Here is a 24048-nt window from a genome sequence, read left to right as displayed (position 1 = left end):
ACCCTTACAATCTGCCGTTGCTGCGCAACGTCATCGACCTGCTCAACCGGCCGCCGACCAGCCCGGACGAACTCGCCGCCCGCTGGACCGCCGCCGGAATGCCCCTCGACCGGCCGGCCGGCGGCCGTGACCTCGACGTCGTACTGGACTACCTGACGCGCTGGGCGCGGCTGGTCGACGCCGCCACCGACCGGCACCGCGTCGCGCTGCTCAACGACCTGCTCTCCCGCTACGCGGGTCATCCCACCGTCACCGACCACGACGGCAGCGGCTGGCACATCCACTATCGGCCCGGCGGGGCCGGTCTGGCGGGCATCCTCACCGCGGCCACCAGCGTCGCCATCGCCCAGCACCTCACCGACCGCGGCATGCACCGCCTCGGACGCTGCGCGTCGCCCGAGTGCGGCAACGCCTACATCGACCACAGCCGCCCGGGACGGCAGCGCTACTGCTCCCACGCCTGCGCCAACCGGGACGCGGTGCGTCGCCACCGCCAGGCCGGAGCAGCCTGACCGAGAGGGCACGCTCGCCGGGCCATCGGCCGGCCCCCGTACTTCGGAACCGCTTCCTCACCGGAAGCGTGCCGCCGGCCGGTCGCGGCAGTACGGTCCCCTCCACGGTGTGCATTTTTTGTTCGGGCTCTACCGATCAATCAGAACAATCATTCTGATGTCGCCAATCAATAACGGCGGTCCTAGAAAGGAGGTCAAGCGCAAATCGCCATCAGGGCGAGAAAGGCAGGCAGCATCCCATGACTCGCACAACCGCCACACGGCCCGGTCCCAAGCGCCTGATCATCGTGATCGCCGCGGCGATCGTGACCACGCTGACCGCCGGTATCACCGCCGCATCGGCCGCTCCGGCCCACGCCGCCGTGCTGTCCGTCGCCGGCGAAGGCGACTCCCAGGCCGGGTCCGCCGCAGTGAATCCGGCGGACATTCAAATGCCGGCATCCATCAATTTCGACCGCACGTGCTACACATTCGCTGGAGATACGGAGGAAAGCTGCGGAATCCGGCTTGATCGGGGAACCAGCGAGGCGCTTTTCAACGCGGCCAAAGGAGTCGCAGTCGGTGCGTTCAACCTGGTGTGCGTCCCGCTGCTCACCCCCTTCGTCGGGCACGACTCCGCCACTCTCACCTGCACCGGAATCGCCGCCTACGCGACCTCGTGGGCGAAGCTGCCTGACGGGCAGACCTTCTGGATCGGAACCTCCGGCCCCAAGATGGCGCATATCTACCTCGTCGACGCCGACGCCGCCATGACGGGTTCCGCCCCGTCCGCCGCCCGGCTCGTCGCCTGAACGGTTCCTCAGTCCCGGCCTCCCGCCTCGTACGAGGCGGGAGGCCGGTCCGCGGTGCTGAGACGCGGTGCCGGCCGGCCGTGGATCTGCCAGGTACGAGCGGCCCGGTCCCAGGAGAGTTCGTGGCCGCGGCTCGCCTCGCCGGCGAGGTCCAGATCGGCCAGGGCGGCCGTGGCCCCAGCGGTGGCGGGCCGCGGCAGGACGAGCAGTGTCGGCACCGGCGTGCCGGGCACGGTGATCTCCAGGCTCCGAGGCCGGCGCCGGTCGCGGACCCGCCGAATCCGGTGGGACGCCTGGTCGGTGGGTTCCCTCAGCTGGGCGCCGAGAGCCACTTCGAGGGCTTCGAGGAGCGCCGTGGGAAGCTCATCGGCGCCGTCGGTCCCCGCGGGCACGGCCAGTCCCTCAAGGTACGGGCAGGGCGCGCCGTCTTCGATCAGCTGGTCGAACAGCTCGTGTGCGTCGGCGTCCGTGAACGGCCTTCCGCCGAGTCTGTCGTCCAACCGCGCGTCGCACCACATCGCGTGCTCGCGCGACCGGACCGCCGCCTGACCTCGGCCGATCAGGTCGAACGCCTCGGCGGCGTCGCGGTAGGCCGTCCGAGCGTTGTGCAGGCGGAGTAGTTCGTGGGTGAAAGCCCCTGTTTCACGCTCGATGCCGGGCGCGAGTGCGGCCAGCGCCGAGGCCGCCCGCGCGATGACACGGCGGTCGTCGACGGCCCGGGCCGCCCGCAGGCCGCGCCGGTAGAAGCTCGCCGCGGTGCCGAAACTGCCCCGGGAGGCGAAGGTGCGCCCGGCGGAGACGCAGATCCGGGCCACGGCGTCCTGGTCGTCGATCCGCCACAGGGCCTCGTACCGGAGGCTCGCCTGTTCGGTCACCGCGTGCGCGACCGTCGCGCAGATCCGGGTGACGGCCGCCTCATCGGCACGCCGCCGCGCCTCCGGCAGCTCCACGAGCAGCATCGCGTTGTAGTCCACCCGCCTCATGTTGCCTGGTGATCATCAGACCTCACCGAGAAGCCACGGAAATAAGCGATGGGATGGGATGATGGCCGCCCAAACCGACGGGAGGAAAGCAGCGTGACTCCGCCTGCGACCATGGACCCGAAACGACTGGGTGCCATCGTCAACAAGTTCAGCGGTGCGTTCATCGAGACCCCGGAGGACGCGGATCTCGTCGACCGGACCCGCATGGCGCTGAAGTCATTGCCGGACCGGACCGTACGGGAACTCGACGAGGCCATCAGCACTCTGGCGCTGCTGACCAAAGAGCGTCTCGCGGAGCGGGTGGAGTCGGCCACGAACAACGAAGAGGAGCAACGGCTTGCCCGGCCTGGACGAGAAACTGCATGACATCTACGACGAGGTAGTACGGCGCAACGCCGGCGAGGCCGAGTTCCATCAGGCGGCGCGCGAGGTCCTGACCAGCCTCGGTCCGGTGGTCGCCAAGCACCCCGAGTACGCCGACGCGGCCGTGATCCGCCGGCTGTGCGAACCCGAGCGGCAGATCATCTTCCGCGTCCCGTGGGTCGACGACGCCGGCACCGTGCAGGTCAACCGTGGCTTCCGGGTGGAGTTCAACTCCGCGCTCGGCCCGTACAAGGGCGGCCTGCGCTTTCACCCCAGCGTCTACCTGGGCATCATCAAGTTTCTCGGCTTCGAGCAGATCTTCAAGAACGCCCTCACGGGCCTGCCGATCGGCGGCGGCAAGGGAGGCTCGGACTTCGACCCGAAGGGTCGCTCCGACGGCGAGATCATGCGGTTCTGCCAGTCCTTCATGACCGAGCTCTACCGGCACATCGGCGAGCACACCGACGTGCCCGCGGGCGACATCGGCGTCGGTGGCCGCGAGATCGGCTTCCTGTTCGGCCAGTACAAGCGGATCACCAACCGCTACGAGTCCGGTGTTCTGACCGGAAAGGGGCTGGCCTGGGGCGGCTCCCAGGTGCGCACCGAGGCCACCGGGTACGGCACCGTCTTCTTCGTCGAGGAGATCCTCAAGACGCGCGACGACTCCTTCGACGGCAAGCAGGTGGTGGTGTCGGGTTCGGGCAACGTCGCCATCTACGCGATCGAGAAGGTCCAGCAGCTCGGCGGCACCGTGATCGCCTGCTCGGACTCCGGCGGCTACGTCGTCGACGAGAAGGGCGTGGACCTCGACCTGCTCAAGGACCTCAAGGAGGTCCGCCGCGGCCGCATCTCCGAGTACGTCGAGGCCCGAGGCGATTCCGCCCGGTACGTCGAGGGCGGCTCGGTGTGGGACGTTCCCTGCGACATCGCCCTGCCCTGTGCCACGCAGAACGAACTCAACGGCACCGACGCCGCGACCCTGGTCCGGAACGGATGCGGCATCGTCGCGGAAGGCGCGAACATGCCGTGCACCCCGGAGGCCGTCCAGCTCATGGCCGAAGCCGGCGTGGCCTTCGCCCCCGGTAAGGCCGCCAACGCCGGAGGCGTCGCGACCAGCGCACTGGAGATGCAGCAGAACGCCTCCCGCGACTCCTGGGCCTTCGACCACACCGAGCAGCGCCTTGCCGACATCATGCGCGGCATCCACGACCGCTGCGTGGAGACGGCCGACGAGTACGGAAGCCCCGGCGACTACCTCGCCGGAGCCAACATCGCCGGGTTCGTCCAGGTCGCCGACGCGATGCTCGCCCTCGGCGTCATCTGAGGCGGACGTTCGCTCACCGAACCTCGCCGTCGCCGCTCAACCGCGCAGTCGCGTGTTGAGGCGTGCGGCCTGTCGTGTGAGGTGGTCGCGTTCGGGGAGGTTGGGCGCTGATCGGGCGGCTTCGGCGTAGAGCCGTGCCGCGGTCGCCAGGTCGCCGTCGCGTTCGTGTAGGTACGCCGCGGCGGCGGTGTGGCGGGGCAGGGCGGGGTCGAGCTCGGCCAGGGCGGCCAGGCCGGCCCGTGGGCCGTCGGCCTCGCCCACCGCGACGGCCCGGTTGAGGCGGGCCACCGGGTTGTCGGCGAGGCGTACCAGTTCGTCGTACCACTCGACGATCTGTACCCAGTCGGTCTCTTCGGCCGTCCGGGCGTCGGCGTGCAGCGCGGCGACGGCGGCCTGGGCCTGGAACTCGCCCAGGCGGTCGCGGGCGAGGGCCGCCTGGAGCACGTCGATGCCCTCGCTGATCAGGCGGGTGTTCCACCGGCTGCGGTCCTGTTCGGCGAGGGGGACGAGCCGGCCGTCGGGACCGGTCCGTGCCGGGCGCCGGGCGTGGTGCAGCAGCATGAGTGCGAGCAGGCCGGCGACCTCCTCGTGGTGGGTCCTGGCTGCCAGCCGGCGGGTGAGCCGGATCGCCTCGGCGGCGAGGTCGACGTCGCCGGAGTAGCCTTCGTTGAAGACGAGGTAGAGCACGCGCAGCACCGTGGCGACGTTTCCGGGCTGGTTGAACCGGACGCCTGAGACGGTCCGTTTGGCCCTGCTGATCCGCTGGGCCATGGTCGCCTCCGGCACGAGGTAGGCCTGCGCGATCTGGCGCGTGGTCAGGCCGCCGACCGCGCGCAGCGTGAGCGCGACGGCCGAGGCCGGTGTCAGGGACGGGTGCGCGCACAGGAAGTACAGCCCGAGCGTGTCGTCCACCGCCACGGCCGGGCCGGGTACGGGCTCGGATTCGAGGCGTTCCTCGCGGTGCCGTCGTGAGGTGTCGGCGCGGGCGGCGTCGAGGGCCTTGCGCCAGGCCACGGTGACCAGCCAGCCCTTGGGGTCGCGCGGTGGGTCGTCCGGCCACACGCGTATGGCCTCGACCAGGGCGTCCTGCACGGCGTCCTCGGCCGCCGCGAAGTCGGCTCCGCGACGGACGAGGACACCGATCACCGCGGGCACCAGCTCCCGCAGCAGTGACTCGTTCACTCGGTGGCCGTGGACGCATCGCCCTGGAAGGGGCGCACCTCGAGCCACTCGTGGATCGGCTTGCCACCCGCGCCCGGAGCCGCGGAGAGCTCGCCGGCCAGCTCGAGCGCCCGCTCGTAGGTCTCGACGTCGATCACCATCCAGCCGGCGATCAGGTCCTTGGTCTCGGCGAACGGGCCGTCGGTGACCGGCGGCCGCCCCTCGCCGTCGTAGCGGACGAACGTGCCCTCCGGGGAGAGTGCCTGACTCTCGACGAACTCGCCGGTGCCCTCGATCCGAGTGGCGAAGTCCCGCATGTACTGCATGTGCGCTGAAATCTCCTCCGGCGTCCACTGCTCCATCGGCGTGTCGTTGACCGCTGCCGGTGCGCCACGGTAGTGCTTGAGCAGCAGGTACTTGGCCATGGTGTTCTCCTTGGTGTGGTACGGCCCATGTTCACTCCAGGGACGGAGCCGCGTCCGGGTTCTCGACATCCCACCGCGAGATTCTCCCGGCCGCGACGGGCCGTCAGCCGAGCTGCTCGGCCAGGGCGACGATGATGCCCGCGGGGCCGCGTAGGTAACAGAGCCGGTAGCTGTCCTCGTACTGCGTCACCTCGCCGAGGAGTTCGGCGCCGTGGGCGCGCAGGCGGGCGACGGTGTCGTCGATGTCGTCGACGGCGAACATGACACGATGCAGGCCCAGCGTGTTGGGCGGCGGGTTCTCCGAGCCGGCGCCGATCGCCGCGGGGGTGTGGTACTCCGTCAGCTCCAGCCTGCCGTGGCCGTCGGGGGTCCGCATCATCGCGATGTCGGTGCGGACCCCGTCGAGTCCGACGATGCGGTCGACGACAAGGCCTTCGAGCTGCGCCTTGCCTTCCAGGTTCATACCGAGTTCGGTGAAGAACGCGATCGCGGACTCAAGGTCGTCGACGATGATGGCGACGTTGTCCATCCGCTGAATCGTCATGGTGGTTCTCTCTCTCCGTCGCGCGGCCCGTCCTGGCCACATGTGTACCTGGGACGGAGCCGGCGCGGCGTTCTCGACATCCGAGAACGCGCGGAGTCCTCACCTCAGCACTCGATGACGTTCACGGCGAGGCCGCCGCGCGAGGTCTCCTTGTACTTGTCGAGCATGTCGCGGCCCGTGTCCCTCATCGTCTTCAGCGCCTTGTCCAGCGACACGAAGTGGCGGCCGTCGCCGCGCAGAGCCAATCGGGACGCGCTGATGGCCTTGATCGACGCGACCGCGTTGCGCTCGATGCACGGCACCTGCACCAGCCCGCCCACCGGGTCGCAGGTCAGGCCCAGGTTGTGTTCGATGCCGATCTCGGCGGCGTTCTCCACCTGCTCCGGGGTGCCGCCGAGCACCTCGGTCAGGCCCGCCGCCGCCATCGCGCACGCCGAGCCGACCTCGCCCTGGCAGCCGACCTCCGCGCCGGAGATCGAGGCGTTCTCCTTGATGAGCACGCCGATCGCCCCGGCCGTGAGCAGGAAGCGCACGACGCCCTCGTCGGACGCGCCCGGGACGTACTTGTCGTAGTAGTGCAGGACCGCCGGGACGATGCCCGCCGCGCCGTTGGTCGGGGCGGTGACGATCCGGCCGCCCGCGGCGTTCTCCTCATTGACCGCGAGGGCGAACAGCGTCACCCAGTCCATCGCGTGCAGCGGGTCCGCCTCGGTCTCGGCGAGCAGCTTGCGGTAGAGCAGGTGCGCGCGGCGCCGTACCTTCAGGCCGCCCGGCAGCAGCCCCTCGTTCGTGCAGCCGCGCGTGACGCTTTCCCGCATCACCTGCCACAGCCCGAGCAGGTCCGCGCGGATCGTCTCCTCGTCGCGCCCGAACGCCTTCTCGTTCTCCATCATCAGCGCCGGCACCGACAGCCCGGTCTCCTCCGTCAGTGACAGCAGCGAGGCCCCGGTCGCGAACGGGTACGGCACGACCGTGTCGTCCGGCTTGATGCGGTCGGCGCCGGTCGCGTCCTCGTCCACGACGAAACCGCCGCCGACCGAGTAGTAGACCTTCTCCCGCAGCACCTCGCCCGCGTCGTCGTACGCCGTGAAGCGCATGCCGTTCGGATGGTGCGGCAGCGACTCCTTGCGCTCGAAGACCAGGTCCGAGCCGACGACGAACGGCACCTCGCGCGAGCCGAGCAGGCGGATCGTCCCCTGCGAACGCGCCGATGCCAGCCGCGCCGGAACACCGTCGACGTCGACCGACTCCGGCCGGTCACCCTCCAGGCCCAGGATGACCGCCTTGTCGCTGCCGTGCCCCTTGCCGGTCAGGCCCAGCGAGCCGTACAGCACGGTGCGTACGGACGCGGTCTTCTCCAGCAGGCCGTCGGCGGAGAGGGAACGCGCGAACCGGTGCGCGGCCACCATCGGCCCGCCCGTGTGCGAGCTGGACGGACCGATACCCACCTTGAACAGGTCGAAGACGCTGATCGCCATGACTACTCGGCCACGACGCCGCGAGCCTCCATGGCCTGCTGGTAGAGACGCCCGGCGCGGTAGCTGGAGCGTACGAGCGGCCCGGACATCACCCCCGCGAAGCCGATCTCCTCGGCCTCGGCCTTCAGCTCGACGAACTCCTCCGGCTTGACCCAGCGCTCGACCGGGTGGTGGCGGGGGGTGGGCCGGAGGTACTGCGTGATGGTGAGCAGCTCGCAGCCCGCGTCGTACAGGTCGCGCATCGCCTGCGTGATCTCCTCGCGGGTCTCGCCCATGCCGAGGATGAGATTGGACTTGGTGACCAGCCCGTCCTCACGCGCCTGGGTCAGGACCGACAGCGACCGCTCGTACCGGAAGGCCGGCCGGATCCGCTTGAAGATCCGCGGCACCGTCTCCAGGTTGTGCGCGAGCACCTCAGGCCGGGAGGAGAACACCTCGGCGAGCTGCGACGGCACGGCGTTGAAGTCCGGGATGAGCAGCTCGACGCCGCAGCCGGGCAGCGCGGAGTGGATCTGCCGTACCGTCTCGGCGTACAGCCACGCGCCGCCGTCCGGCAGGTCGTCGCGGGCGACGCCGGTGATCGTGGCGTACCGCAGGCCCATCCGCTCGACCGACTCCGCGACGCGCCGGGGCTCGTCCGGGTCGTACGCGGCGGGCTTGCCCGTGTCGATCTGGCAGAAGTCACACCGGCGCGTGCACTGGTCGCCGCCGATGAGGAAGGTGGCCTCGCGGTCCTCCCAGCACTCGTAGATGTTCGGGCAGCCCGCCTCCTGGCACACGGTGTGCAGGCCCTCGCTGCGCACCAGGTCGGTCAGCTCCCGGTACTGCGGCCCCATCTTCAGCTTGGTCTTGATCCACGGCGGCTTGCGCTCGATCGGGGTCGCGGCGTTGCGCGCCTCGACGCGGAGCAGCTTGCGGCCTTCCGGGGCGATGGTCATCTCATCTCACAAACTGGGATATAGCGGGTGCTGTTCGGCCAGGGCGGTCACCCGGGCCGAAAGCGCTGCCTCGTCGAACGACGGCTGCAGCGCGAGCGCGATGATGTCGGCGACCTCGGCGAAGTCGGCCTCCTGGAAGCCGCGGGTGGCCAGCGCGGGCGTGCCGATCCGCAGCCCGGAGGTCACCATCGGCGGCCGCGGGTCGTTCGGGACGGCGTTGCGGTTGACGGTGATGCCGATGGAGTGCAGCCGGTCCTCGGCGTCGCGGCCGGTCAGCTCCGAGTCGACCAGGTCGACCAGGACCAGGTGCACGTCGGTGCCGCCGGTCAGCACCTTCACGCCCGCCTTGGCGGCGTCCTCGCGCGACAGCCGCGCCGCCAGTGCCTTCGCGCCCTCGACCGTACGGCGCTGGCGCTCGGCGAACTCCTCGGACGCGGCGATCTTCAGGGCCACGGCCTTGGCGGCGATCACGTGCTCCAGCGGCCCGCCCTGCGTGCCCGGGAACACCGCGGAGTTGATCTTCTTGGCGAACTCCTCGCGGCACAGGATGAGGCCGCCGCGGGGCCCGCAGAGGGTCTTGTGCGTCGTGCTCGTGACGACGTCGGCGTGCGGCACCGGCGAGGGGTGCAGCCCGGCGGCGACGAGCCCGGCGAAGTGCGCCATGTCAACCATGAGCAGCGCGCCCGTCTCGTCGGCGATGCGGCGGAACTCGGCGAAGTCGAGCTGCCGCGGGTACGCCGACCAGCCGGCGACGATCATCTTCGGCCGGTGCTCGCGCGCCAGCCGGGCGACCTCGTCCATGTCGACCAGGCCGTCCTCGCCTACGTGGTAGGCGGCGACGTTGAACATCTTGCCCGAGTAGTTGATCTTCATGCCGTGGGTCAGGTGCCCGCCGTGGGCGAGGTCCAGGCCCAGGATGGTGTCGCCCGGCTGGAGCAGCGCGAAGTACACCGCGATGTTGGCCTGCGCCCCCGAGTGGGGCTGCACGTTCGCGTGGTCGGCGCCGAACAGGGCCTTGGCGCGGTCGATCGCGAGCTGCTCGGTGACGTCGACGTACTCACAGCCGCCGTAGTAGCGGCGGCCCGGGTAGCCCTCGGCGTACTTGTTCGTCATCACCGAGCCCTGGGCCTCGAGCACGCCCACCGGGGCGAAGTTCTCCGAGGCGATCATCTCCAGGGTCGACTGCTGGCGGTGCAGCTCCTCGGCGATGGCCGACGCGACCTCTGGGTCGATCTCGGAGAGAGGGGCGTTGGACAGGCTCATCTCACGCCTCCTCGATCAGCTTGGAGTAGGCCGGCGCGTCCAGCAGGTCGGGGCCGTCACCGTCGGTACGGATCTTCAGTAGCCAGCCCTCCCCGTACGGGTCGGTGTTGATCACGGCCGGGTCCTCCTCGACCGCACCGTTCACCGCCACGACCTCCCCCGTCACCGGCGCATAGATGTCACTCACCGACTTGGTCGACTCCGCCTCGCCACAGGGCTCCCCGGCCTCGACCGTGGCGCCCTCCTGCGGCAACGAGACGTACACGATGTCACCGAGGGCGTCGGCGGCATAGGCGGTGATCCCCACAGTCACAACACCGTCGGACGGCTCGGTAATCCACTCATGCTCTTCGGTGTAGGAAAGGGTCTCGGGAACGTTGCTCACGGGGTCCTCCTATAGAAAGGCAGGGCGACCTTGTCGACCGGCTCATGTTTGCCGCGGATGTCCACCGCCAGATCGGTGTCTTCGGTGTGACCCGCGTGGATATAGCCCATGGCGATGGGCTTGCCCAGTGTCGGGGACGGCGCGCCGCTGGTCACGACTCCGCACGGCGTGCCGTCTGATCCCACGATGTCGTACCCGTGCCGGGGCACCCGCCGTCCCCTGGCGACCAGGCCGACGAGGGTGCGCTCCGGCGCCTTGTCGGCGATCGCGGCCAGCGCGGCACGTCCGACGAAGTCGCCCTTGTCGAACTTGACGGTACGGCCGAGGCCCGCGTCGAACGGCGTCGTCTCGGCGGTCAGCTCGTTGCCGTACAGCGGCATCCCGGCCTCCAGGCGCAGCGTGTCGCGCGAGGACAGCCCGCAGGGCCGCAGGTCGTCGCCGCCGGCCTCGGTCAGCGCCGCCCAGGTCGCCACGGCGTCGCCGGCGGAGACGAACAGCTCGAAGCCGTCCTCGCCCGTGTAGCCGGTGCGGGCGATCAGGGCGTCGACGCCGGACACCGCGCCGGGCAGGATCGCGTAGTACTTCAGGTCGCCGAGCGCGGCGTCGGTGAGCTTGCCGAGGATCCCCTGCGCCTTCGGCCCCTGGACCGCGACGAGGGCGTACGCGTCGGAGCGGTCGTCGACGGTGGCCCCGTCGAACTTCTCGGCCCGCGCGGTCAGCTCTGAGCGTACGGTGGCGGCGTTCGCGGCGTTGGCCACGATCAGATAGGTCTCGGCGGCCAGCCGGTAGACGATCAGGTCGTCCAGGACGCCGCCGTCGGCGTCGCAGATCATCGTGTAGCGCGCCCGGCCCACGGCGAGCGCCGAAAGGTGTCCGATGAGGGAGTAGTCGAGCGCCGCCCCGGCCTGCGGGCCGGTCACGAAGATCTCTCCCATGTGGGACAGGTCGAACAGGCCGGCGCTGGTACGGACCGCCTGGTGCTCGGCGGTCTCGCTGCCGTAGCGCAGCGGCATCCGATAACCGGCGAACTCGGTGACGGTGGCGCCGAGGCCCTCGTGGACCTCGTGGAGTGGTGTCTTCTTGGTGTCCGGAACGGACATCGCGGCAGGCTCCTTATCGCGCGGGCGATCCGGGGGTCATATCGTCCCACTGGTTCGCGTGCGGTCTCGGCGCCTCCCCCTCTGTCATCGGCGCCTGAGAGCTTCGCCCGGGGGGCTTGCACCTTCGGCGGGAGCAGTGCTCCGCTTTCCAGAGGTCGCCTGCTCCGCGCGGTCTTCGTCGCCTGAGAGGTTCCGGGGAGGAGTTGCTCCTTCGGCGGCCCGGACTGGCGGTCCGGGCGCTCTCCCGCGCGGGATCAACGGCTGCCGCCAGGCTAGCAGCGCCCGTCGCGCGGCGACAGCCCGCACATCGGCCCACCTGGCCACGCGGATACACGCTGAGTGTATAGACGGCGAGTATACGCGCGACGTACCCTCCGTCTCATGAGCGTTCCCTACGCCCTCCTCGGCCTGCTCGAACGGGAGCCGAGCCACGGGTACGACCTGAAACGCGACTACGACGCGCTGTTCGGCCGGGGCAGGCCGCTGTCCTTCGGCCAGGTCTACGCCACCCTCGGCCGGCTCGCCCGTGCGGGGAAGGTGGTCGTGGGCGAGACCGAGGCCGGCTCGGGCCCCGACCGCAAGCGGTACGTCATCACCGAGACGGGGGCGACCGAGTTCGAGTCCTGGCTCGCCGAGCCGGTCGAGGCCGAGCCGCACCTGCAGACGGTGCTGTTCACGAAGGTCGTGCTCGCGCTGCTGCTCGACCGCGACGCCGAGGCGTACCTCGACGCCCAGCGCGCCGCCCACCTGAAACGCATGCGCGAGCTGACCGAGACCAAGCGGACCGGCGACCTGGTCGACGCGCTGCTCGCCGACCACGGCCTGTTCCACCTGGAGTCCGACCTGCGCTGGATCGACCTCACCGCGGCCCGGCTCGACGCGCTGAAACGCGAGGTCCTGCCGTGACGACTCTCGTGGAGGCGCGCGACGTGACGCTGTCGTTCGGCAGCACGCCCGCGCTGCGGGGCGCGAGCCTGTCGGCCGAGGCCGGCGAGATCCTCGCCGTCATGGGCCCGAGCGGGTCGGGCAAGTCGACCCTGCTGCACTGCCTGGCCGGGATCCTCACGCCGGGTTCCGGCGAGGTCCGGTTCGACGGCCGCCGGGTGGACACCATGGGCGAGGCCGAGCGCAGCGCCCTGCGCCGCGACCGCTTCGGCTTCGTGTTCCAGTTCGGTCAGCTCGTCCCCGAGCTGACCGCCGAGGAGAACGTCGCACTGCCACTGCTGCTCGGCGGCATGCGCCGGGGCGCGGCCGTCCGGCAGGCCCACCCCTGGTTCGAACGGCTCGGCCTGGACGGCCTGGAGCGGCGGCGGTCCGGCGAGCTGTCCGGCGGGCAGGCCCAGCGCGTCGCACTGGCCCGAGGCCTGGTCGCGAGCCCGCGGGTGCTGTTCGCCGACGAACCGACCGGCGCGCTCGACTCGCTCACCGGGGAGCAGGTCATGGAGCTGCTCGTGTCCGCCGCCCGCGAGGAGGGCACCACGGTCATCCTGGTCACCCACGAGCCGCGGGTGGCCGCGTACGCCGACCGCGAGGTCATCGTCCGCGACGGGAGGACCACGTCGATCGGGGTGATCTCGTGATCGGGTTCGGTGTGCGGCTGGCCGTGGCGGGCGGGCGAGAGGCGGCCGTGCGGCTGGTGGTCACGGCGGCCGCCGTCGCGCTGGGAGTCGGGCTGCTGCTGGCGACCTTGGCGGGCGTCAACGCGGTCAACGCGCAGAACGCCCGCTACGCCTGGCTGAACTCCGCGTCCCCCGAGGCCACGGCGGGTGTTCCGCCGTCCCCGGACCCACTGTGGGCCACCCTCGGCTACGAGCGCTACGAGGGCAGGACGATCACCCGGGTCGACGTCGCCGCCACCGGGCCCCGCTCACCCGTTCCACCCGGCATCCCGCGCCCGCCCGGGCCGGGGGAGTACTACGCGTCACCCGCGCTGACCGCGCTGCTGCGCACGGCACCGCCCGGCCGGCTCGGCGACCGCTACCCCGGCCGCCGGATCGGCACGATCGGCCCGGCCGCGCTCCCGTCCCCGGACTCGCTGTACGTCATCGCGGGCGCGAGCGCCGCCGAACTCTCGCGCGCCCCCGGCGCGGCGAAGGTGACCGCCATCGCCACCAGGACGCCCAGCAGCTGTTCGAGCTGCAACGCCGGCACCAACGCGAACGGCATCGACCTCATCCTGTCGGTCACGGCGGCGGCGCTGCTCTTCCCCGTGCTGATCTTCATCGGCACGGTCACCCGGCTCGTCGCCACGCGTCGCGAACAACGCTTCGCCGCCATGCGCCTGGTCGGCGCCACGCCCCGGCAGATCTCCCTGGTCGCGGCCGTCGAGTCCAGCGTCGCGGCGGTCGCGGGCACCGCGGGCGGTTTCGGACTGTTCTTCCTCTTCCGCACGCGCCTGACCGCGCTCCCGCTCACCGGCGAGCGGTTCTACGCCGCCGACCTGTCGCTCAACCCGCTCCAGGTCGCGCTCGCCGCCGTCGGCGTCCCGATCGGGGCGATGATCGCGGCGCGCCTCGCGCTGCGCCGAGTGCGGATCTCCCCGCTCGGCGTGAGCCGGCGCGTCACTCCGCGCCCGCCTCGCCCGTACCGGCTGATCCCGCTCGTCGCCGGCGTCGCCGAGCTGGCGTTCTTCGTCGGCCGTCGCCCCGACACCACGAACGGCCAGATCTGGGCGTACCTCACCGGGATCTTCCTGATGATGGGCGGCCTGGTCGTCGCCGGGCCGTGGCTGACCATGGCCGGCTCACGCGTCGTCGCGCGGTACGCCCGCCGTCCCGCGGCGTTGATCGCCGGGCGGCGGCTCGCCGACGACCCGAAGGCCGGCTACCGCGCGGTCAGCGGCCTCGTGCTCGCCCTCTTCGTCACCAGCACGGCGGTCGGAGTGATCAACACGATGGTGGCCGAAGAGGGCCTGCCCGAGAGCGACGCGGCGGCCCGCGGCACGCTGGTGGCCGAGTACTCCCACGGCTGGACCAGGACGCCGGGCGTGCCCCGCGCCTCCGTCCCGGTCTCCGACCAGGTCCTGGCCCGGCTGCGCTCGATCCCCGGCGTACGGGGCGTCATGCTGATCCACACGAACCCGCTCGGCACGACGCTCTCGCTGGGCGGCCCCCGGCCGATGGTGGCCGGGCTGATGTCGTGCCGCGAGCTGGCCGGGGTGCCGCACTTCGGGCGGTGCGCCGCCGGCGCGGACGTGGTGTCGGTGCCGCCCGACTACGTCTTCGACTCCGAACGCCTCCCCGGCACGGACTGGCCCGCCGCCGCCCTGTCCTCGTCGCGGGCGCGGCGCCTCCCGGTCCAGACGGTCGTCGTCGGCACCGACGGGTCGGCGTCGGCGGTCGAACGGGCGCGGACCGTGCTCGCCGTCGCCTTCCCGCACCGCGAGCCGGCGGCCACCGTCCGGGAGATGCGTGCGAACGCCGACACCGCGCGGCTGCTCAGGGGGTACGAACGCCTGGCCGACGTGGTGATCGTCGTCAGCCTGTGCATCGCCGGGTGTGCCCTGGCGGCGAGCGTGGTCGGCGGCCTGAACGAGCGCAAACGGCCGTTCAGCCTGCTGCGGCTCACGGGCGTCCGGCTCGCGACCCTCGGCCGGGCCGTCGTCCTGGAGAGCGCGGTCCCGCTGCTGGCCAACGCCGTCGTGGCGACGGGGGCGGGGTTCCTGGCCGCCGGGCTGTTCCTGAGGTCACAGCTGGACTACCCGCTGCACCCGCCGGGCATCGGCTTCGCCGTCACGGTCGTGGCAGGGCTCGCCGTCTCCCTCGGCGTCATCGCCGCCACCCTGCCCCTGCTCCGGCGGATCACCGGGCCCGAGACCGCGCGGAACGAGTGAGGGGGCTCACCGATCCCCTCACTCGTTCGGCACGCCTACGTCCCGATGCCACCGTAACTGTGCGTCGCTTGGCGGGTTTTATCTGTCGGCTGGTACGAAACACAGTTCGAGGATTCCGGAGGGGAAGGCCGTGCTTTTCACCAGGCGCAGCTTCCGAGCCTCGTCCAGTTCGGGGACCAGTGGCGCGCCCTTGCCGGTGATGGCGGGGAGCACCCACAGGCGGTACTCATCGACCACGCCGAGCTTGATCAGCGATTGCATGAACTCGGTGCCGCCGCAGGCGACGAGGTCCTTGCCGGGCCCGGCCTTGAGCTTGGCGATCTCTTCCGCGGTGTCACCGCCGGCGATCCGGGTCTCGGGCCAGTCGTCGGCGGTTTCGAGGGTGCGGGAGAACACGACCTTGGGGATCTCGTTCATGGCCTTGGCGGACGGGTGGTCGGAGGTGGGCCAGTATCCGGCACAGATCTCGTAGGTCTTGCGGCCCATGAGGAAGGCTCCGGCCTCCCACAGCCGGCTGACGAAGTATTCCTCCTGCTCGGGGTCGTCGATGCTGTCCATGACGTCCCGGATTCCGTTGTCCCCGTCGGCGCTCTTGCCGTCGAGTGAGACGTAAAAGCCCAGAATCAACCTACGCATCCGACGCCTCCGTTTGTTTCTTCCCGCGCCGGGACGGTCCCAGCGCAGGTCCAACGCCCCTCTTGGACACCTACGACGCGAGCCAGGACCGCCACGCCGACTCGATCTCCTTCTCGTCCTCGTCGGCGGAAAAGCCGTGGTACCCGACGACGAGCGTGTTCCGGTAGCCCTTGATCAACAGGTGGATGCCGTGCGGGGTGCGCACACCGACGAAATATGGCGTGCCGAGGAACTCGACCACACCGTCGGTGGCGGGCAGGCCGGGTACGTTCAATCGCACGGGCGCACCCTGGTTCATCTCGCCGGTCAGCGAGAGCGCGGCCGCGAACCGCGACCACACCCGCTCGTTGTCCGGCACGGCCGGGCCGACCAGGAACAGGTTGCGCGTGGCGTAGCGGCCCGGGAAGTACTTCAGGTAGGCGGCGAGCTGCTTGAGGTACATCAGGTCGCCTGCCTTCATGCTGTCGTAGTACTCCGCATCCCAGTCGTCGCTCAGGATGCCGCTGTGCACGAACCGCAGGACGGTGCTTCCGCCGTCCCGGCCCTCCAGCAGGTACTCGCAGGCCGTGAACGTGCCGTCCGGGCTGTCCTCCCGGAAGGCCAGGCGCTCGCCCGGCTCCCACGCGGTGATCGTGGACTTCTGGACGAAACCCATCGCGCCCATCATGTCCAGGCTGTTCGTACCGCCTTCCCCTGGTTCGATCTCGGTGCGTCCCATGAACCACGAGTCGACGCCGGGACCGGTGGCGATGGCCTCCCACACCTGCTGCGGGGTGGCCTCCAGGGTGATCTCGTCGGCGATCTCGAATTCGTGCGACATGTCAGGAATCCTCGTGCAGACAAATATAGATGTCAAGACGAAAATTTTTGTCGGTGGCGCACGTCGATCGCCGCTGGTCAGGCGCTGAGCGCGGCGGCGGGGGTACAACCTCCGCCGCCGCGAGAACGGCCGCCCGGGGGCGAACAGGGCCCTGGGCAAAGCCCGCGCCGGTCTGCCAGCCCGCACCGTGGTCGACGCGACCACGGGTGAGGGGCTCAGCGCACGAAGGTCACGTCGGGGTACCGCGGCGACGGCCGGTCCAGCAGGTCGTCGTCGCGGCCGCGCAGCCACCGGTCGAAGAAGGCCGCCAGGTACGCACGCTGCTCGGCCACCGCCCGCGAGGAGTCGATCCAGCCGGTGTCCGCGTCCACCTTGAGCTGCGGCGCCAGTGACTCCAGGTCGGTGTAGGTGTGGTGCGCCGAGCCGCGCAGGTGCAGGTCGCGCTTCCAGCCGGTGCTGTGGTCCCACAGCGCCTCCCACGACCGTACGGTGTGGTGGTCGCTCGCCTGGCTGCCCATCAGCAGGAACGGCCGCCGCAGGCCGCTCTCGGCGAGCGACGACAGGCCGGGACCGCCGTCGCTCTGGTCGAAGCCGACCGTGCCGTCCAGGTCCGCCGCGGCCCGTACGCGCGGGTCGTCGTGCAGCGCCTGCAGGGCGGTGAACCCGCCCGCCGACTGGCCTGCCATGCCGATCCGCCCGGGGTCGACGGCGTCGCCCAGCCCGTTCGGGAGCGTGCTCAGCCGGTCGAGCACGAACCGCGTGTCGGCGGTCCGTACGCTCACGACCTTCTTCAACGTCTCCAGCGGGTCACCGTCCAGGGGCAGCTTGAACGGCTCGACCCGGCCGCCGGGGAACTCCACCTCCGACGCGTCATAGGTGTGGTCGATCGTCACGACGACGTAGCCGCGCGAGGCCAGGTCCTCGGCGAAGGTGGTGCCGAGCGTGCGCGGGTCGCCCAGGCCGGGGGAGAACAGCACGACGGGATGGCGGCCGGCCGTCACGGGCGCGCCCTGGTGGGAGTGCGTCATCGTGGCGCCCCAGTCGGCGGCGCCGGGCTTGATGCCCAGGCCCTGGTGGACGGGGGTGCCGAGCGAGGCGTCGAAGTGCTTCGCCGCGCCCGGTGTCATCTGCGGCGCGAGCGGGTGGGCCGCGGCGTCGCGCGCCGGGTAGAACACGCTGACCATCAGCTCCCGGTACGCCTGCGCGGGCACCCACGGATCGTGCCGTGAGTCGTCGACCAGACGCACCGCGACCGTGCCGACGTCGTCCGGCCCACTGGGAGAAGGCAGCGTGAGCCGCGCCGCGTTCGTGGACGCCGCCGTGTGGACGTTCGGCCGCAGCGGAACGGCCGAGGAGACGGTCGGCCCGGCCGCCAGCAGAGCGGCCGTGGCCAGGCCGCCCGCCACCAGACCGCCGATGAGACGGGAACCGTTCACGAGCCCTCCTTCGTCGGTGGAGTGATCCAGACGCGCGTGTTCTTGACTCGCTCGCTTCGCTCGCTCATGAGATGACCTCCGGTGTCGCAGGAATGGCCTCAATGCTGGTCGGGCGGGCGCGGCGGCGGAATCGTGCCACCACGCCGATCGGGGGTTCGGTTTTCCCGACCTCTCACACGACGACGACGGGTGCGGGGACGGCCGCGGCCGCCACCAGCGCGGAGAAGACCGCCACCTCCGCGTCGGCCTCCGGATGCCACTGGACGCCGACCGTGAACGGGTGCCCGTCCAGCTCGGCCGCCTCGATCAGGCCGTCGTCGGACCACGCGCACGCGGTGAGGCCCCCGCCGAGCCGGTCGATCGCCTGGTGGTGCAGGCTCGGCACGTCCAGAGTCGTACGGTTCAGCGCGCGGGCCAGGACGCAGCGGGGATGCAGGTGCACGTCGTGCCGGACGAAGACGCCGTCCCCGCCCGCGTGTCCCTCGTGGCCGACGACGTCCGGCACGTGCTGGTGCAGCGTGCCGCCGAGGGCCACGTTCATGAGCTGGAGGCCACGGCAGATGCCGAGGATCGGCAGCCGCAGCGCGAGCGCCTCCCGCAGCAGGGCCAGCTCGGCGGCGTCGCGGACGGCGTTGACCGGCCCGCTCGCCCGATGCGGGACCGCGCCGTATCGCGCCGGGTCGACGTCACCGCCGCCGACGAGCAGCAGCCCGTCGAGACGCGACAGCACGCCGTCGACGCCGGGCAGGGCCGGCAGGACCACCGGCGTCCCACCGGCGGCGAGAACCTTGTCGAGATAACGCTGGGGCACGACGCTGGCGGGCATGTCCCACGCCGCCCAGCGGGCCCGTTCGGCGTAGGCGCTCACGCCGATCACAGGTCTTGTCACGGCAAACGATGAAAGCGTGACGCGACGTCACGCCCCACCGACCTGGAATTCGCCTGGTCGCGATTTGACCTGTCGCTGACCGGGCCGGCCGTCCGCCGCCGCGACCAGGGCACGGAACAGCGACGGGTCCGCGTCGACCTCCGGATGCCACTGGACGCCCAGCGTGAACGGGCGGTCGCCGGCCTCGGCGGCCTCGACCAGGCCGTCGTCGGACCACGCGGTCGCGGTCAGCCCCGCCCCGAGCCGGTCGATCGCCTGGTGGTGGTAGTGCGACACCGTGACCGTCTCCGCGCCGAGCGCCGCGGCCAGCCGCGTGCCCGGCGCGACCTTCACCGGGAACCGGCTGTAGATCCCGGGGCTCCGCGAGTGCCGGACGTCGCCGCCCACGTCCGGCACGTGCTGGTGGAGCGTGCCGCCCAGGGCGACGTTGAGCACCTGGAGGCCACGGCAGACGCCGAGGAAGGGCAGGCCGAGCTCCAGCGCGCCGCGCACGAGGGCGAGCTCCGCCTCGTCCCGGAAGTCGCGGACGTGACCGGTCCGCTCGTGCGGCGCCGCGCCGTACGACGCGGGGTTCAGGTCGCCGCCGCCGGACAGCACGAGCGCGTCGAGGCGCGGCAGCACCGAGGACGGGTCGCCGGCCGGCGGCAGCAGCACGGGCTGCCCACCGGCCCGGACGATCTGCTCGACGTACGCGTGCGGCAGCAGCGTCGCCGTTGTCTCCCAGACCGTGAACCGCGCCGGCTCCACGTACGACGTCACCCCGATGACCGGCGGGGTCACGAGAGCGGAGTGACGTACGCGCCGGAGATCCCGCCGTCCACCAGGAACTCCGAGGCCGTGACGAACGAGGCGTCGTCGCTGGCCAGGAACGCCACGGCCGCCGCGATCTCGCTCGCCTCGGCGAACCGGCCGACCGGGATGTGCACCAGCCGCCTGGCCGCGCGCTCGGGGTCCTTGGCGAACAGCTCCTGGAGCAGCGGGGTGTTCACCGGCCCCGGGCACAGGGCGTTGACCCGGATGCCCTCGCGGGCGAACTGCACGCCCAGCTCCCGCGACATCGCCAGCACGCCGCCCTTGGAGGCGGTGTAGGAGATCTGCGAGGTCGCCGCGCCCATCACCGCCACGAACGACGCCGTGTTGATGATCGAGCCGCGTCCCTGCTCGCGCATGTACGGGATGACGTGTTTGCAGCACAGGTACACGCTGGTCAGGTTGACCTCCTGCACGCGGCGCCACGCGTCGATGCCGGTCGTCAGGATCGAGTCGTCGTCGGGCGGGGAGATCCCGGCGTTGTTGAAGGCGATGTCCACCGAGCCGTAGGCGTTCTTGGCGAAGGCGTACATCCCGCGCACGTCCTCCTCGCTGGTGACGTCCGCGCGGACGAACAGCCCGCCGACCTCCTCCGCGACGTTCTTGCCGGTCGTCTCGTCCACGTCGGCGATGACGACTCTGGCGCCCTCCTCGGCGAATCGCCGTACGGTCGCCAGGCCGATGCCGCTGGCACCGCCGGTGACGACCGCGACGCGGTCCTGCAGACGCTGCATTGATCCTCCGCTCCCGGGAGACCGGCCGTCAGCCGGTCGCGATGAAGACGTTCTTGGTCTCGGTGAAGGCGTCCAGGGCGTCCGGGCCCAGCTCACGGCCGAACCCGGACTGCTTGAAGCCGCCGAACGGGGTCCAGTAGCGGACCGCCGAGTGGGAGTTGACGGACAGGTTGCCCGCCTCGACGGCACGCGCGACGCGCAGGGCCCGGCCGACGTCACGGGTCCACAGCGAGCCCGCCAGCCCGTACACCGTGTCGTTCGCGATCCGTACGGCGTCGGCCTCGTCCTCGAAGGGCCGCACGCTCACAACCGGACCGAAGATCTCCTCGTCCCAGGCGCGGCCCGTCCCGGTCAGCACGGTCGGCGGGAACCAGAACCCCGGCCCGTCCGGGCAGCTCCCGCGGAAGGCGACGCCGTCACCGGTGAAACCGCGCACCTTCTCCCGGTGCGCCGCGCTGATCAGCGGTCCCACTTCGGTGTCCTCGGTGCGCGGGTCGCCGACGCGCACGCCGCGTACGGCCGGTTCCAGAAGTTCCATGAACCGGTCGTACACGCTGCGCTCCACGAGCACGCGCGAGCGGGCGCAGCAGTCCTGCCCCGCGTTGTCGAAGACGGCGTACGGCGCCGTGGCGGCGGCCCGCTCCAGGTCGGCGTCGGCGAAGACGATGTTGGCGCTCTTGCCGCCCAGCTCCAGCGTGAGCCGTTTCACCTGGTCCGCGCATGACCGCATGATCTCCTTGCCCACGCGGGTCGAGCCGGTGAAGACGACCTTCCGTACGTCCGGGTGCGCGACGAGCCGCCGTCCCGCGACCGGCCCCTCACCCGGCACCACCTGGAGCACGCCCTCGGGCAGCCCGGCCTCCAGGGCGAGCTCGCCGATGCGGCGCGCGGTCAGCGGCGTCGCCTCCGCGGGCTTGACGACCACGGTGTTCCCGGCGGCGAGCGCCGGGGCCATGCCCCAGCCCATGACCGGCATCGGGAAGTTCCACGGCACGATGAGGCCGACCACGCCGAGCGGCTCGCGGAACGTCACGTCCAGCCCGCCCGGCACGGGGATCTGCCGGCCGAACAGCCGCTCCGGCGCGCCCGCGTAGTAGTCGAGCACGTCGCGGACGTTCCCGGCCTCCCAGCGTGCCTGGCCGATCGGGTGCCCGGCCTCGGCCACCTCCAGGTCCGCCAGCTCCTCGACGTGCTCGTCGACGGTACGTGCGAAGGCGCGCAGCAGCCGGGCACGGTCGCCGGGCGCGACGTTCCGCCAGGTGGCGTACGCCTCGCGGGCGCGCGCGACCGCGGCGTCGACCTCCTCGGCGCCCGCCATCGGCACGGCCGCGACGACCTCCTCGGTCGCCGGATTGATCACTTTGAAGTCGGCCACGCGATCCCCCCGGTCAGGTGCGCTCGAAGTTGCGGAACAGCTCCCAGTCGGTCACCGCGCGGTCGTAGGCGGCCAGTTCGACGTTCGCGTTGTTGGCGTAGTGGTCCACGACCTCGTCGCCGAACGCCGCGCGGGCCAGGTCGCTGCCGGTCCAGTCGGCGGCGGCCTCGCGCAGCGTGGCGCGCACCTGGGCGGCGCCGGAGGTGTAGGCGTTGCCCTCGTAGGCCTCTTCCAGCGGCAGCTCGTTCTCGATGCCGTGCAGACCGGCCGCGATCAGCGCGGACACGGCGAGGTAGGGGTTCACGTCGCCGCCGGGCACGCGGTTCTCCACGCGCAGGGACGGTCCGGAGTGCCCGACGAGGCGCAGCGCGCAGGTGCGGTTGTCGCGCCCCCACTTGATCGCGGTCGGCGCGAACGAGCCCGGCGCGTACCGCTTGTAGGAGTTGACGTTCGGGGCGTACAGGAGCGTGAAGTCGCGCATGCAGGCGAGCTGCCCGGCGATGAAGTGCGCACCGATCTCCGACAGGCCGTGCGGGCCGTCGCCGGCCATGATCGGGGTGCCGTCCCGGTCCCGCAGCGAGATGTGGATGTGGCAGGAGTTGCCCTCCCGCTCGTTCGGCTTGGCCATGAAGGTGATCGAGCTGCCCTCCTGGGCCGCGATCTCCTTCGCGCCGGTCTTGTAGAGCACGTGGTTGTCGCAGGTGCTGAGCGCGTCGGCGTACCGGAAGGCGATCTCGTGCTGGCCGAGGTTGCACTCGCCCTTGGCCGACTCGACGTACATCCCGGCGCCGTCCATGGCGTTACGAATGCGGCGCAGCAGCGGCTCGACGCGCGACGTGCCCATGATCGAGTAGTCGACGTTGTACTGGTTCGCCGGGGTCAGGCCGTGGTAGCGCCGGTTCCAGGCCTCCTCGTAGGTGTCCTGGAAGACCAGGAACTCCAGCTCCGTGCCGACGTACGCGCCCCAGCCGCGCTCGGCGAGCCGGGCCAGCTGGCGGCGCAGGATCTGCCGGGGCGACGCGACGACGTCGGTGCCGTCCCGTTCTTCACCCCCGTGGCTACGCCCCTCCGCCCCCCAGGCGAGATCGGCGAAGACCAGGGCGGAGCCGGGGTGCCAGGGCAGCCACCGCAGCGTGGGCATGTCCGGGCGCATGACGAAGTCGCCGTAGCCGCGCTCCCACGAGGACATGGCGTACCCGTCGACCGTGTTCATGTCGACGTCCACCGCGAGCAGGTAGTTGCACCCCTCCGAACCGTGCGCGACCACCTCCTCCAGGAAGTACCGGGCGGACAGGCGCTTGCCTTGGAGCCGTCCCTGCATGTCGGTGACGACGATGAGGACCGTGTCGATCCGGTCCGCCTCCACCTCGACCCAGAGTTGTTCCAGCGTGAGCAGACCTCGGTTCGGCACGATGGCGCCCTTCGGGGGAGAGGCCATTGCTTGAAAGGCCAATGGTGTTATTTGTGACCATTGAGAGCCCTGAGCCGTGGCCGTGTCAAGACTCGCGCGTCAGGTACTGCGCGGTTTGTCCCAGGTCAGGGAGTAGCGCCAGAGGAGATGCCGCCGGAATCGGCAGCCCGGCAGCAGGCGCTGCGCGTCGCGGCGGATCTCGCCCCAGCTCATGGCCGGATCCTTCATCGGCAGCCCGTCCGGCTGGGTCTTGCCGCCGTTGCGGCGCCGGTGCCAGGAGGCGGCCGGGACGCCGGCGCCGCTCAGGATCCAGTCGAGCGGCGTCCCGTTGCGGGCGAGCCCGACGATCACTGCCCGGCCGCCCGGAGCGAGCAGGCGCTCGACCGCCGCGAGCGCCGGCGCGAAGTCGACGTGGTGGATGACCGCGACGGCGCTGACGAAGTCGAACCGGCCCTCGCCGAGCGGCTCGCGCTCGTGGTGCAGGAAGTCCGCCTCGGCGAACGTCACGTTGTCCAGGCCCTTACCGCGTTCGCGGGCCAGCCGGACCATCTCCGCCGAGACGTCCACGCCGACGACCGTGTCGCTCCGCCGCGCCAGCCGCCGGGCCAGCAACCCGTCGCCGCAGCCGATGTCGAGCGCGGCGTCGCAGCCCTCGGGAACCGCGCGGAGTACGAGCGGGTGGTAGTGCACGTTGTGGTTCCAGTACTCCTCCGCCATCGGCGCACCCTATCGAGGGGGCGTCCGCCCATCCGGGACCGAACAAAATTCGGGCACCCTCTTGACGCGATCTTCGGCCGCTCGCAGACTTCCGGAACAACATCAGGCCGCTGGACTGCCC

Annotated in this window: 25 protein-coding genes and 2 riboswitches; of the genes, 7 read left to right on the top strand and 18 right to left on the bottom strand. The window is 71.2% G+C overall.

Annotated features, from left to right (window positions below):
- Window positions 1–17 precede the first annotated feature (17 nt).
- Together ACQEV1_RS44915 and ACQEV1_RS44910 are read left to right on the top strand one after the other, a co-directional pair.
- Window positions 18–512, top strand: coding sequence for a CGNR zinc finger domain-containing protein (locus ACQEV1_RS44915; RefSeq protein WP_433403255.1), 495 nt, complete (start codon window positions 18–20; stop codon window positions 510–512).
- A 239-nt stretch (window positions 513–751) separates the two neighbouring features.
- Complete coding sequence (locus ACQEV1_RS44910; protein WP_433403252.1) at window positions 752–1303, top strand: hypothetical protein; 552 nt, start codon at window positions 752–754, stop codon at window positions 1301–1303.
- 8 nt (window positions 1304–1311) lie between these two features.
- On the opposite strand, the gene ACQEV1_RS44905 is transcribed toward ACQEV1_RS44910, so the two are convergent.
- On the bottom strand, window positions 1312–2286 hold the full coding sequence (locus tag ACQEV1_RS44905; protein ID WP_433403249.1) for a hypothetical protein: 975 nt from the start codon (window positions 2284–2286) through the stop codon (window positions 1312–1314).
- Window positions 2287–2379: 93 nt separating this feature from the next.
- Here ACQEV1_RS44905 and ACQEV1_RS44900 point away from each other — a divergent pair, with 93 nt between their 5' ends.
- Together ACQEV1_RS44900 and gdhA are read left to right on the top strand one after the other, a co-directional pair.
- Complete coding sequence (locus tag ACQEV1_RS44900; protein WP_285626780.1) at window positions 2380–2652, top strand: hypothetical protein; 273 nt, start codon at window positions 2380–2382, stop codon at window positions 2650–2652.
- Window positions 2624–3973 (top strand): NADP-specific glutamate dehydrogenase, encoded by a 1350-nt coding sequence (gdhA, locus tag ACQEV1_RS44895; RefSeq protein ID WP_433403246.1) that lies wholly within the window; start codon window positions 2624–2626, stop codon window positions 3971–3973. The genes ACQEV1_RS44900 and gdhA overlap by 29 nt, the downstream gene beginning before the upstream one ends.
- Window positions 3974–4009: 36 nt before the next feature.
- On the opposite strand, the gene ACQEV1_RS44890 is transcribed toward gdhA, so the two are convergent.
- The 8 genes from ACQEV1_RS44890 to gcvT form a co-directional block, all read right to left on the bottom strand.
- A complete protein-coding gene (locus tag ACQEV1_RS44890; protein ID WP_433403243.1) occupies window positions 4010–5155 on the bottom strand; it encodes an RNA polymerase sigma factor in 1146 nt (381 codons plus the stop codon).
- Window positions 5152–5559, bottom strand: a complete 408-nt coding sequence (locus tag ACQEV1_RS44885) for a YciI family protein (RefSeq protein WP_433403240.1) — start codon at window positions 5557–5559, stop codon at window positions 5152–5154. Before ACQEV1_RS44885 ends, ACQEV1_RS44890 begins: the two co-directional genes overlap by 4 nt.
- Before the next feature lie 103 nt (window positions 5560–5662).
- Entirely contained in the window at window positions 5663–6088 is a 426-nt protein-coding gene (locus ACQEV1_RS44880) for a VOC family protein (protein ID WP_433406106.1), read from the bottom strand.
- A gap of 119 nt (window positions 6089–6207) precedes the next feature.
- Window positions 6208–7581, bottom strand: a complete 1374-nt coding sequence (locus tag ACQEV1_RS44875; RefSeq protein ID WP_433403237.1) for an L-serine ammonia-lyase — start codon at window positions 7579–7581, stop codon at window positions 6208–6210.
- A 2-nt stretch (window positions 7582–7583) separates the two neighbouring features.
- Entirely contained in the window at window positions 7584–8519 is a 936-nt protein-coding gene (gene lipA, locus ACQEV1_RS44870; protein WP_285579895.1) for a lipoyl synthase, read from the bottom strand.
- Window positions 8520–8525: 6 nt separating this feature from the next.
- Window positions 8526–9782, bottom strand: coding sequence for a serine hydroxymethyltransferase (gene glyA, locus ACQEV1_RS44865; RefSeq protein ID WP_285626798.1), 1257 nt, complete (start codon window positions 9780–9782; stop codon window positions 8526–8528).
- Between the two features lies 1 nt (window position 9783).
- Window positions 9784–10167, bottom strand: coding sequence for a glycine cleavage system protein GcvH (gene gcvH, locus ACQEV1_RS44860; RefSeq protein ID WP_285579899.1), 384 nt, complete (start codon window positions 10165–10167; stop codon window positions 9784–9786).
- Window positions 10164–11267 carry a glycine cleavage system aminomethyltransferase GcvT gene (gcvT, locus tag ACQEV1_RS44855; protein WP_433403232.1) on the bottom strand — a complete coding sequence of 368 codons (1104 nt, stop codon included), beginning with the start codon at window positions 11265–11267 and terminating at the stop codon, window positions 10164–10166. The genes gcvH and gcvT overlap by 4 nt, the downstream gene beginning before the upstream one ends.
- A 71-nt stretch (window positions 11268–11338) precedes the next feature.
- Window positions 11339–11425: riboswitch (glycine riboswitch) on the bottom strand.
- A gap of 1 nt (window position 11426) precedes the next feature.
- Window positions 11427–11524: riboswitch (glycine riboswitch) on the bottom strand.
- Window positions 11525–11648: 124 nt separating this feature from the next.
- On the opposite strand from gcvT, the gene ACQEV1_RS44850 reads away from it, so the two are divergent.
- Genes ACQEV1_RS44850 through ACQEV1_RS44840 form a run of 3 tightly spaced genes read left to right on the top strand, consistent with a single transcriptional unit; the run spans window position 11649 to window position 15099 of the window.
- A complete protein-coding gene (locus tag ACQEV1_RS44850) occupies window positions 11649–12173 on the top strand; it encodes a PadR family transcriptional regulator (protein ID WP_433403229.1) in 525 nt (174 codons plus the stop codon).
- The gene (locus ACQEV1_RS44845) at window positions 12170–12847 is read left to right on the top strand and encodes an ABC transporter ATP-binding protein (protein WP_285626805.1); all 678 of its coding nucleotides are present in this window, start codon (window positions 12170–12172) and stop codon (window positions 12845–12847) included. Before ACQEV1_RS44850 ends, ACQEV1_RS44845 begins: the two co-directional genes overlap by 4 nt.
- Window positions 12844–15099 (top strand): FtsX-like permease family protein, encoded by a 2256-nt coding sequence (locus tag ACQEV1_RS44840; RefSeq protein ID WP_433403225.1) that lies wholly within the window; start codon window positions 12844–12846, stop codon window positions 15097–15099. Before ACQEV1_RS44845 ends, ACQEV1_RS44840 begins: the two co-directional genes overlap by 4 nt.
- Window positions 15100–15177: 78 nt before the next feature.
- Here the strand turns inward: ACQEV1_RS44840 and ACQEV1_RS44835 are convergent, their stop codons facing one another.
- From ACQEV1_RS44835 to ACQEV1_RS44795, 9 genes are all read right to left on the bottom strand, one after another.
- Window positions 15178–15735: a dihydrofolate reductase family protein gene (locus ACQEV1_RS44835; RefSeq protein ID WP_433403222.1), complete on the bottom strand. Its 558-nt coding sequence runs from the start codon at window positions 15733–15735 to the stop codon at window positions 15178–15180.
- 70 nt (window positions 15736–15805) lie between these two features.
- Window positions 15806–16555 (bottom strand): SRPBCC family protein, encoded by a 750-nt coding sequence (locus tag ACQEV1_RS44830; RefSeq protein WP_433403220.1) that lies wholly within the window; start codon window positions 16553–16555, stop codon window positions 15806–15808.
- Between the two features lie 215 nt (window positions 16556–16770).
- Window positions 16771–17991, bottom strand: a complete 1221-nt coding sequence (locus ACQEV1_RS44825; protein WP_433403218.1) for an alpha/beta hydrolase family protein — start codon at window positions 17989–17991, stop codon at window positions 16771–16773.
- Between the two features lie 172 nt (window positions 17992–18163).
- Window positions 18164–18880, bottom strand: coding sequence for a gamma-glutamyl-gamma-aminobutyrate hydrolase family protein (locus ACQEV1_RS44820; RefSeq protein WP_285626822.1), 717 nt, complete (start codon window positions 18878–18880; stop codon window positions 18164–18166).
- Window positions 18881–18907: 27 nt separating this feature from the next.
- Complete coding sequence (locus ACQEV1_RS44815) at window positions 18908–19660, bottom strand: gamma-glutamyl-gamma-aminobutyrate hydrolase family protein (RefSeq protein WP_433403214.1); 753 nt, start codon at window positions 19658–19660, stop codon at window positions 18908–18910.
- Window positions 19657–20424: a 3-oxoacyl-ACP reductase gene (locus tag ACQEV1_RS44810; protein ID WP_285579914.1), complete on the bottom strand. Its 768-nt coding sequence runs from the start codon at window positions 20422–20424 to the stop codon at window positions 19657–19659. The genes ACQEV1_RS44815 and ACQEV1_RS44810 overlap by 4 nt, the downstream gene beginning before the upstream one ends.
- Window positions 20425–20452: 28 nt before the next feature.
- Complete coding sequence (locus ACQEV1_RS44805; protein ID WP_285626828.1) at window positions 20453–21799, bottom strand: aldehyde dehydrogenase family protein; 1347 nt, start codon at window positions 21797–21799, stop codon at window positions 20453–20455.
- Window positions 21800–21812: 13 nt separating this feature from the next.
- Window positions 21813–23237 (bottom strand): glutamine synthetase family protein, encoded by a 1425-nt coding sequence (locus tag ACQEV1_RS44800; RefSeq protein WP_433403210.1) that lies wholly within the window; start codon window positions 23235–23237, stop codon window positions 21813–21815.
- Between the two features lie 72 nt (window positions 23238–23309).
- On the bottom strand, window positions 23310–23927 hold the full coding sequence (locus ACQEV1_RS44795; protein WP_285626833.1) for a class I SAM-dependent methyltransferase: 618 nt from the start codon (window positions 23925–23927) through the stop codon (window positions 23310–23312).
- Between the last annotated feature and the right edge of the window lie 121 nt (window positions 23928–24048).

Source organism: Actinoallomurus sp. CA-142502, assembly GCF_050936355.1.
Taxonomy (GTDB): Bacteria; Actinomycetota; Actinomycetes; order Streptosporangiales; family Streptosporangiaceae; genus Actinoallomurus; species Actinoallomurus iriomotensis.
This window is presented reverse-complemented; position numbering and strand designations above follow the sequence as displayed.

Coding starts and splice junctions, on each gene's coding strand:
- ACQEV1_RS44910 (WP_433403252.1), top strand. CDS start 752: ATGACTCGCACAACCGCCACACGGCCCGGTCCCAAGCGCCTGATCATC.
- ACQEV1_RS44905 (WP_433403249.1), bottom strand. CDS start 2,286: ATGAGGCGGGTGGACTACAACGCGATGCTGCTCGTGGAGCTGCCGGAG.
- ACQEV1_RS44885 (WP_433403240.1), bottom strand. CDS start 5,559: ATGGCCAAGTACCTGCTGCTCAAGCACTACCGTGGCGCACCGGCAGCG.
- ACQEV1_RS44880 (WP_433406106.1), bottom strand. CDS start 6,088: ATGGACAACGTCGCCATCATCGTCGACGACCTTGAGTCCGCGATCGCG.
- ACQEV1_RS44875 (WP_433403237.1), bottom strand. CDS start 7,581: ATGGCGATCAGCGTCTTCGACCTGTTCAAGGTGGGTATCGGTCCGTCC.
- lipA (WP_285579895.1), bottom strand. CDS start 8,519: ATGACCATCGCCCCGGAAGGCCGCAAGCTGCTCCGCGTCGAGGCGCGC.
- glyA (WP_285626798.1), bottom strand. CDS start 9,782: ATGAGCCTGTCCAACGCCCCTCTCTCCGAGATCGACCCAGAGGTCGCG.
- gcvT (WP_433403232.1), bottom strand. CDS start 11,267: ATGTCCGTTCCGGACACCAAGAAGACACCACTCCACGAGGTCCACGAG.
- ACQEV1_RS44850 (WP_433403229.1), top strand. CDS start 11,649: ATGAGCGTTCCCTACGCCCTCCTCGGCCTGCTCGAACGGGAGCCGAGC.
- ACQEV1_RS44835 (WP_433403222.1), bottom strand. CDS start 15,735: ATGCGTAGGTTGATTCTGGGCTTTTACGTCTCACTCGACGGCAAGAGC.
- ACQEV1_RS44830 (WP_433403220.1), bottom strand. CDS start 16,555: ATGTCGCACGAATTCGAGATCGCCGACGAGATCACCCTGGAGGCCACC.
- ACQEV1_RS44810 (WP_285579914.1), bottom strand. CDS start 20,424: ATGCAGCGTCTGCAGGACCGCGTCGCGGTCGTCACCGGCGGTGCCAGC.
- ACQEV1_RS44800 (WP_433403210.1), bottom strand. CDS start 23,237: ATGGCCTCTCCCCCGAAGGGCGCCATCGTGCCGAACCGAGGTCTGCTC.
- ACQEV1_RS44795 (WP_285626833.1), bottom strand. CDS start 23,927: ATGGCGGAGGAGTACTGGAACCACAACGTGCACTACCACCCGCTCGTA.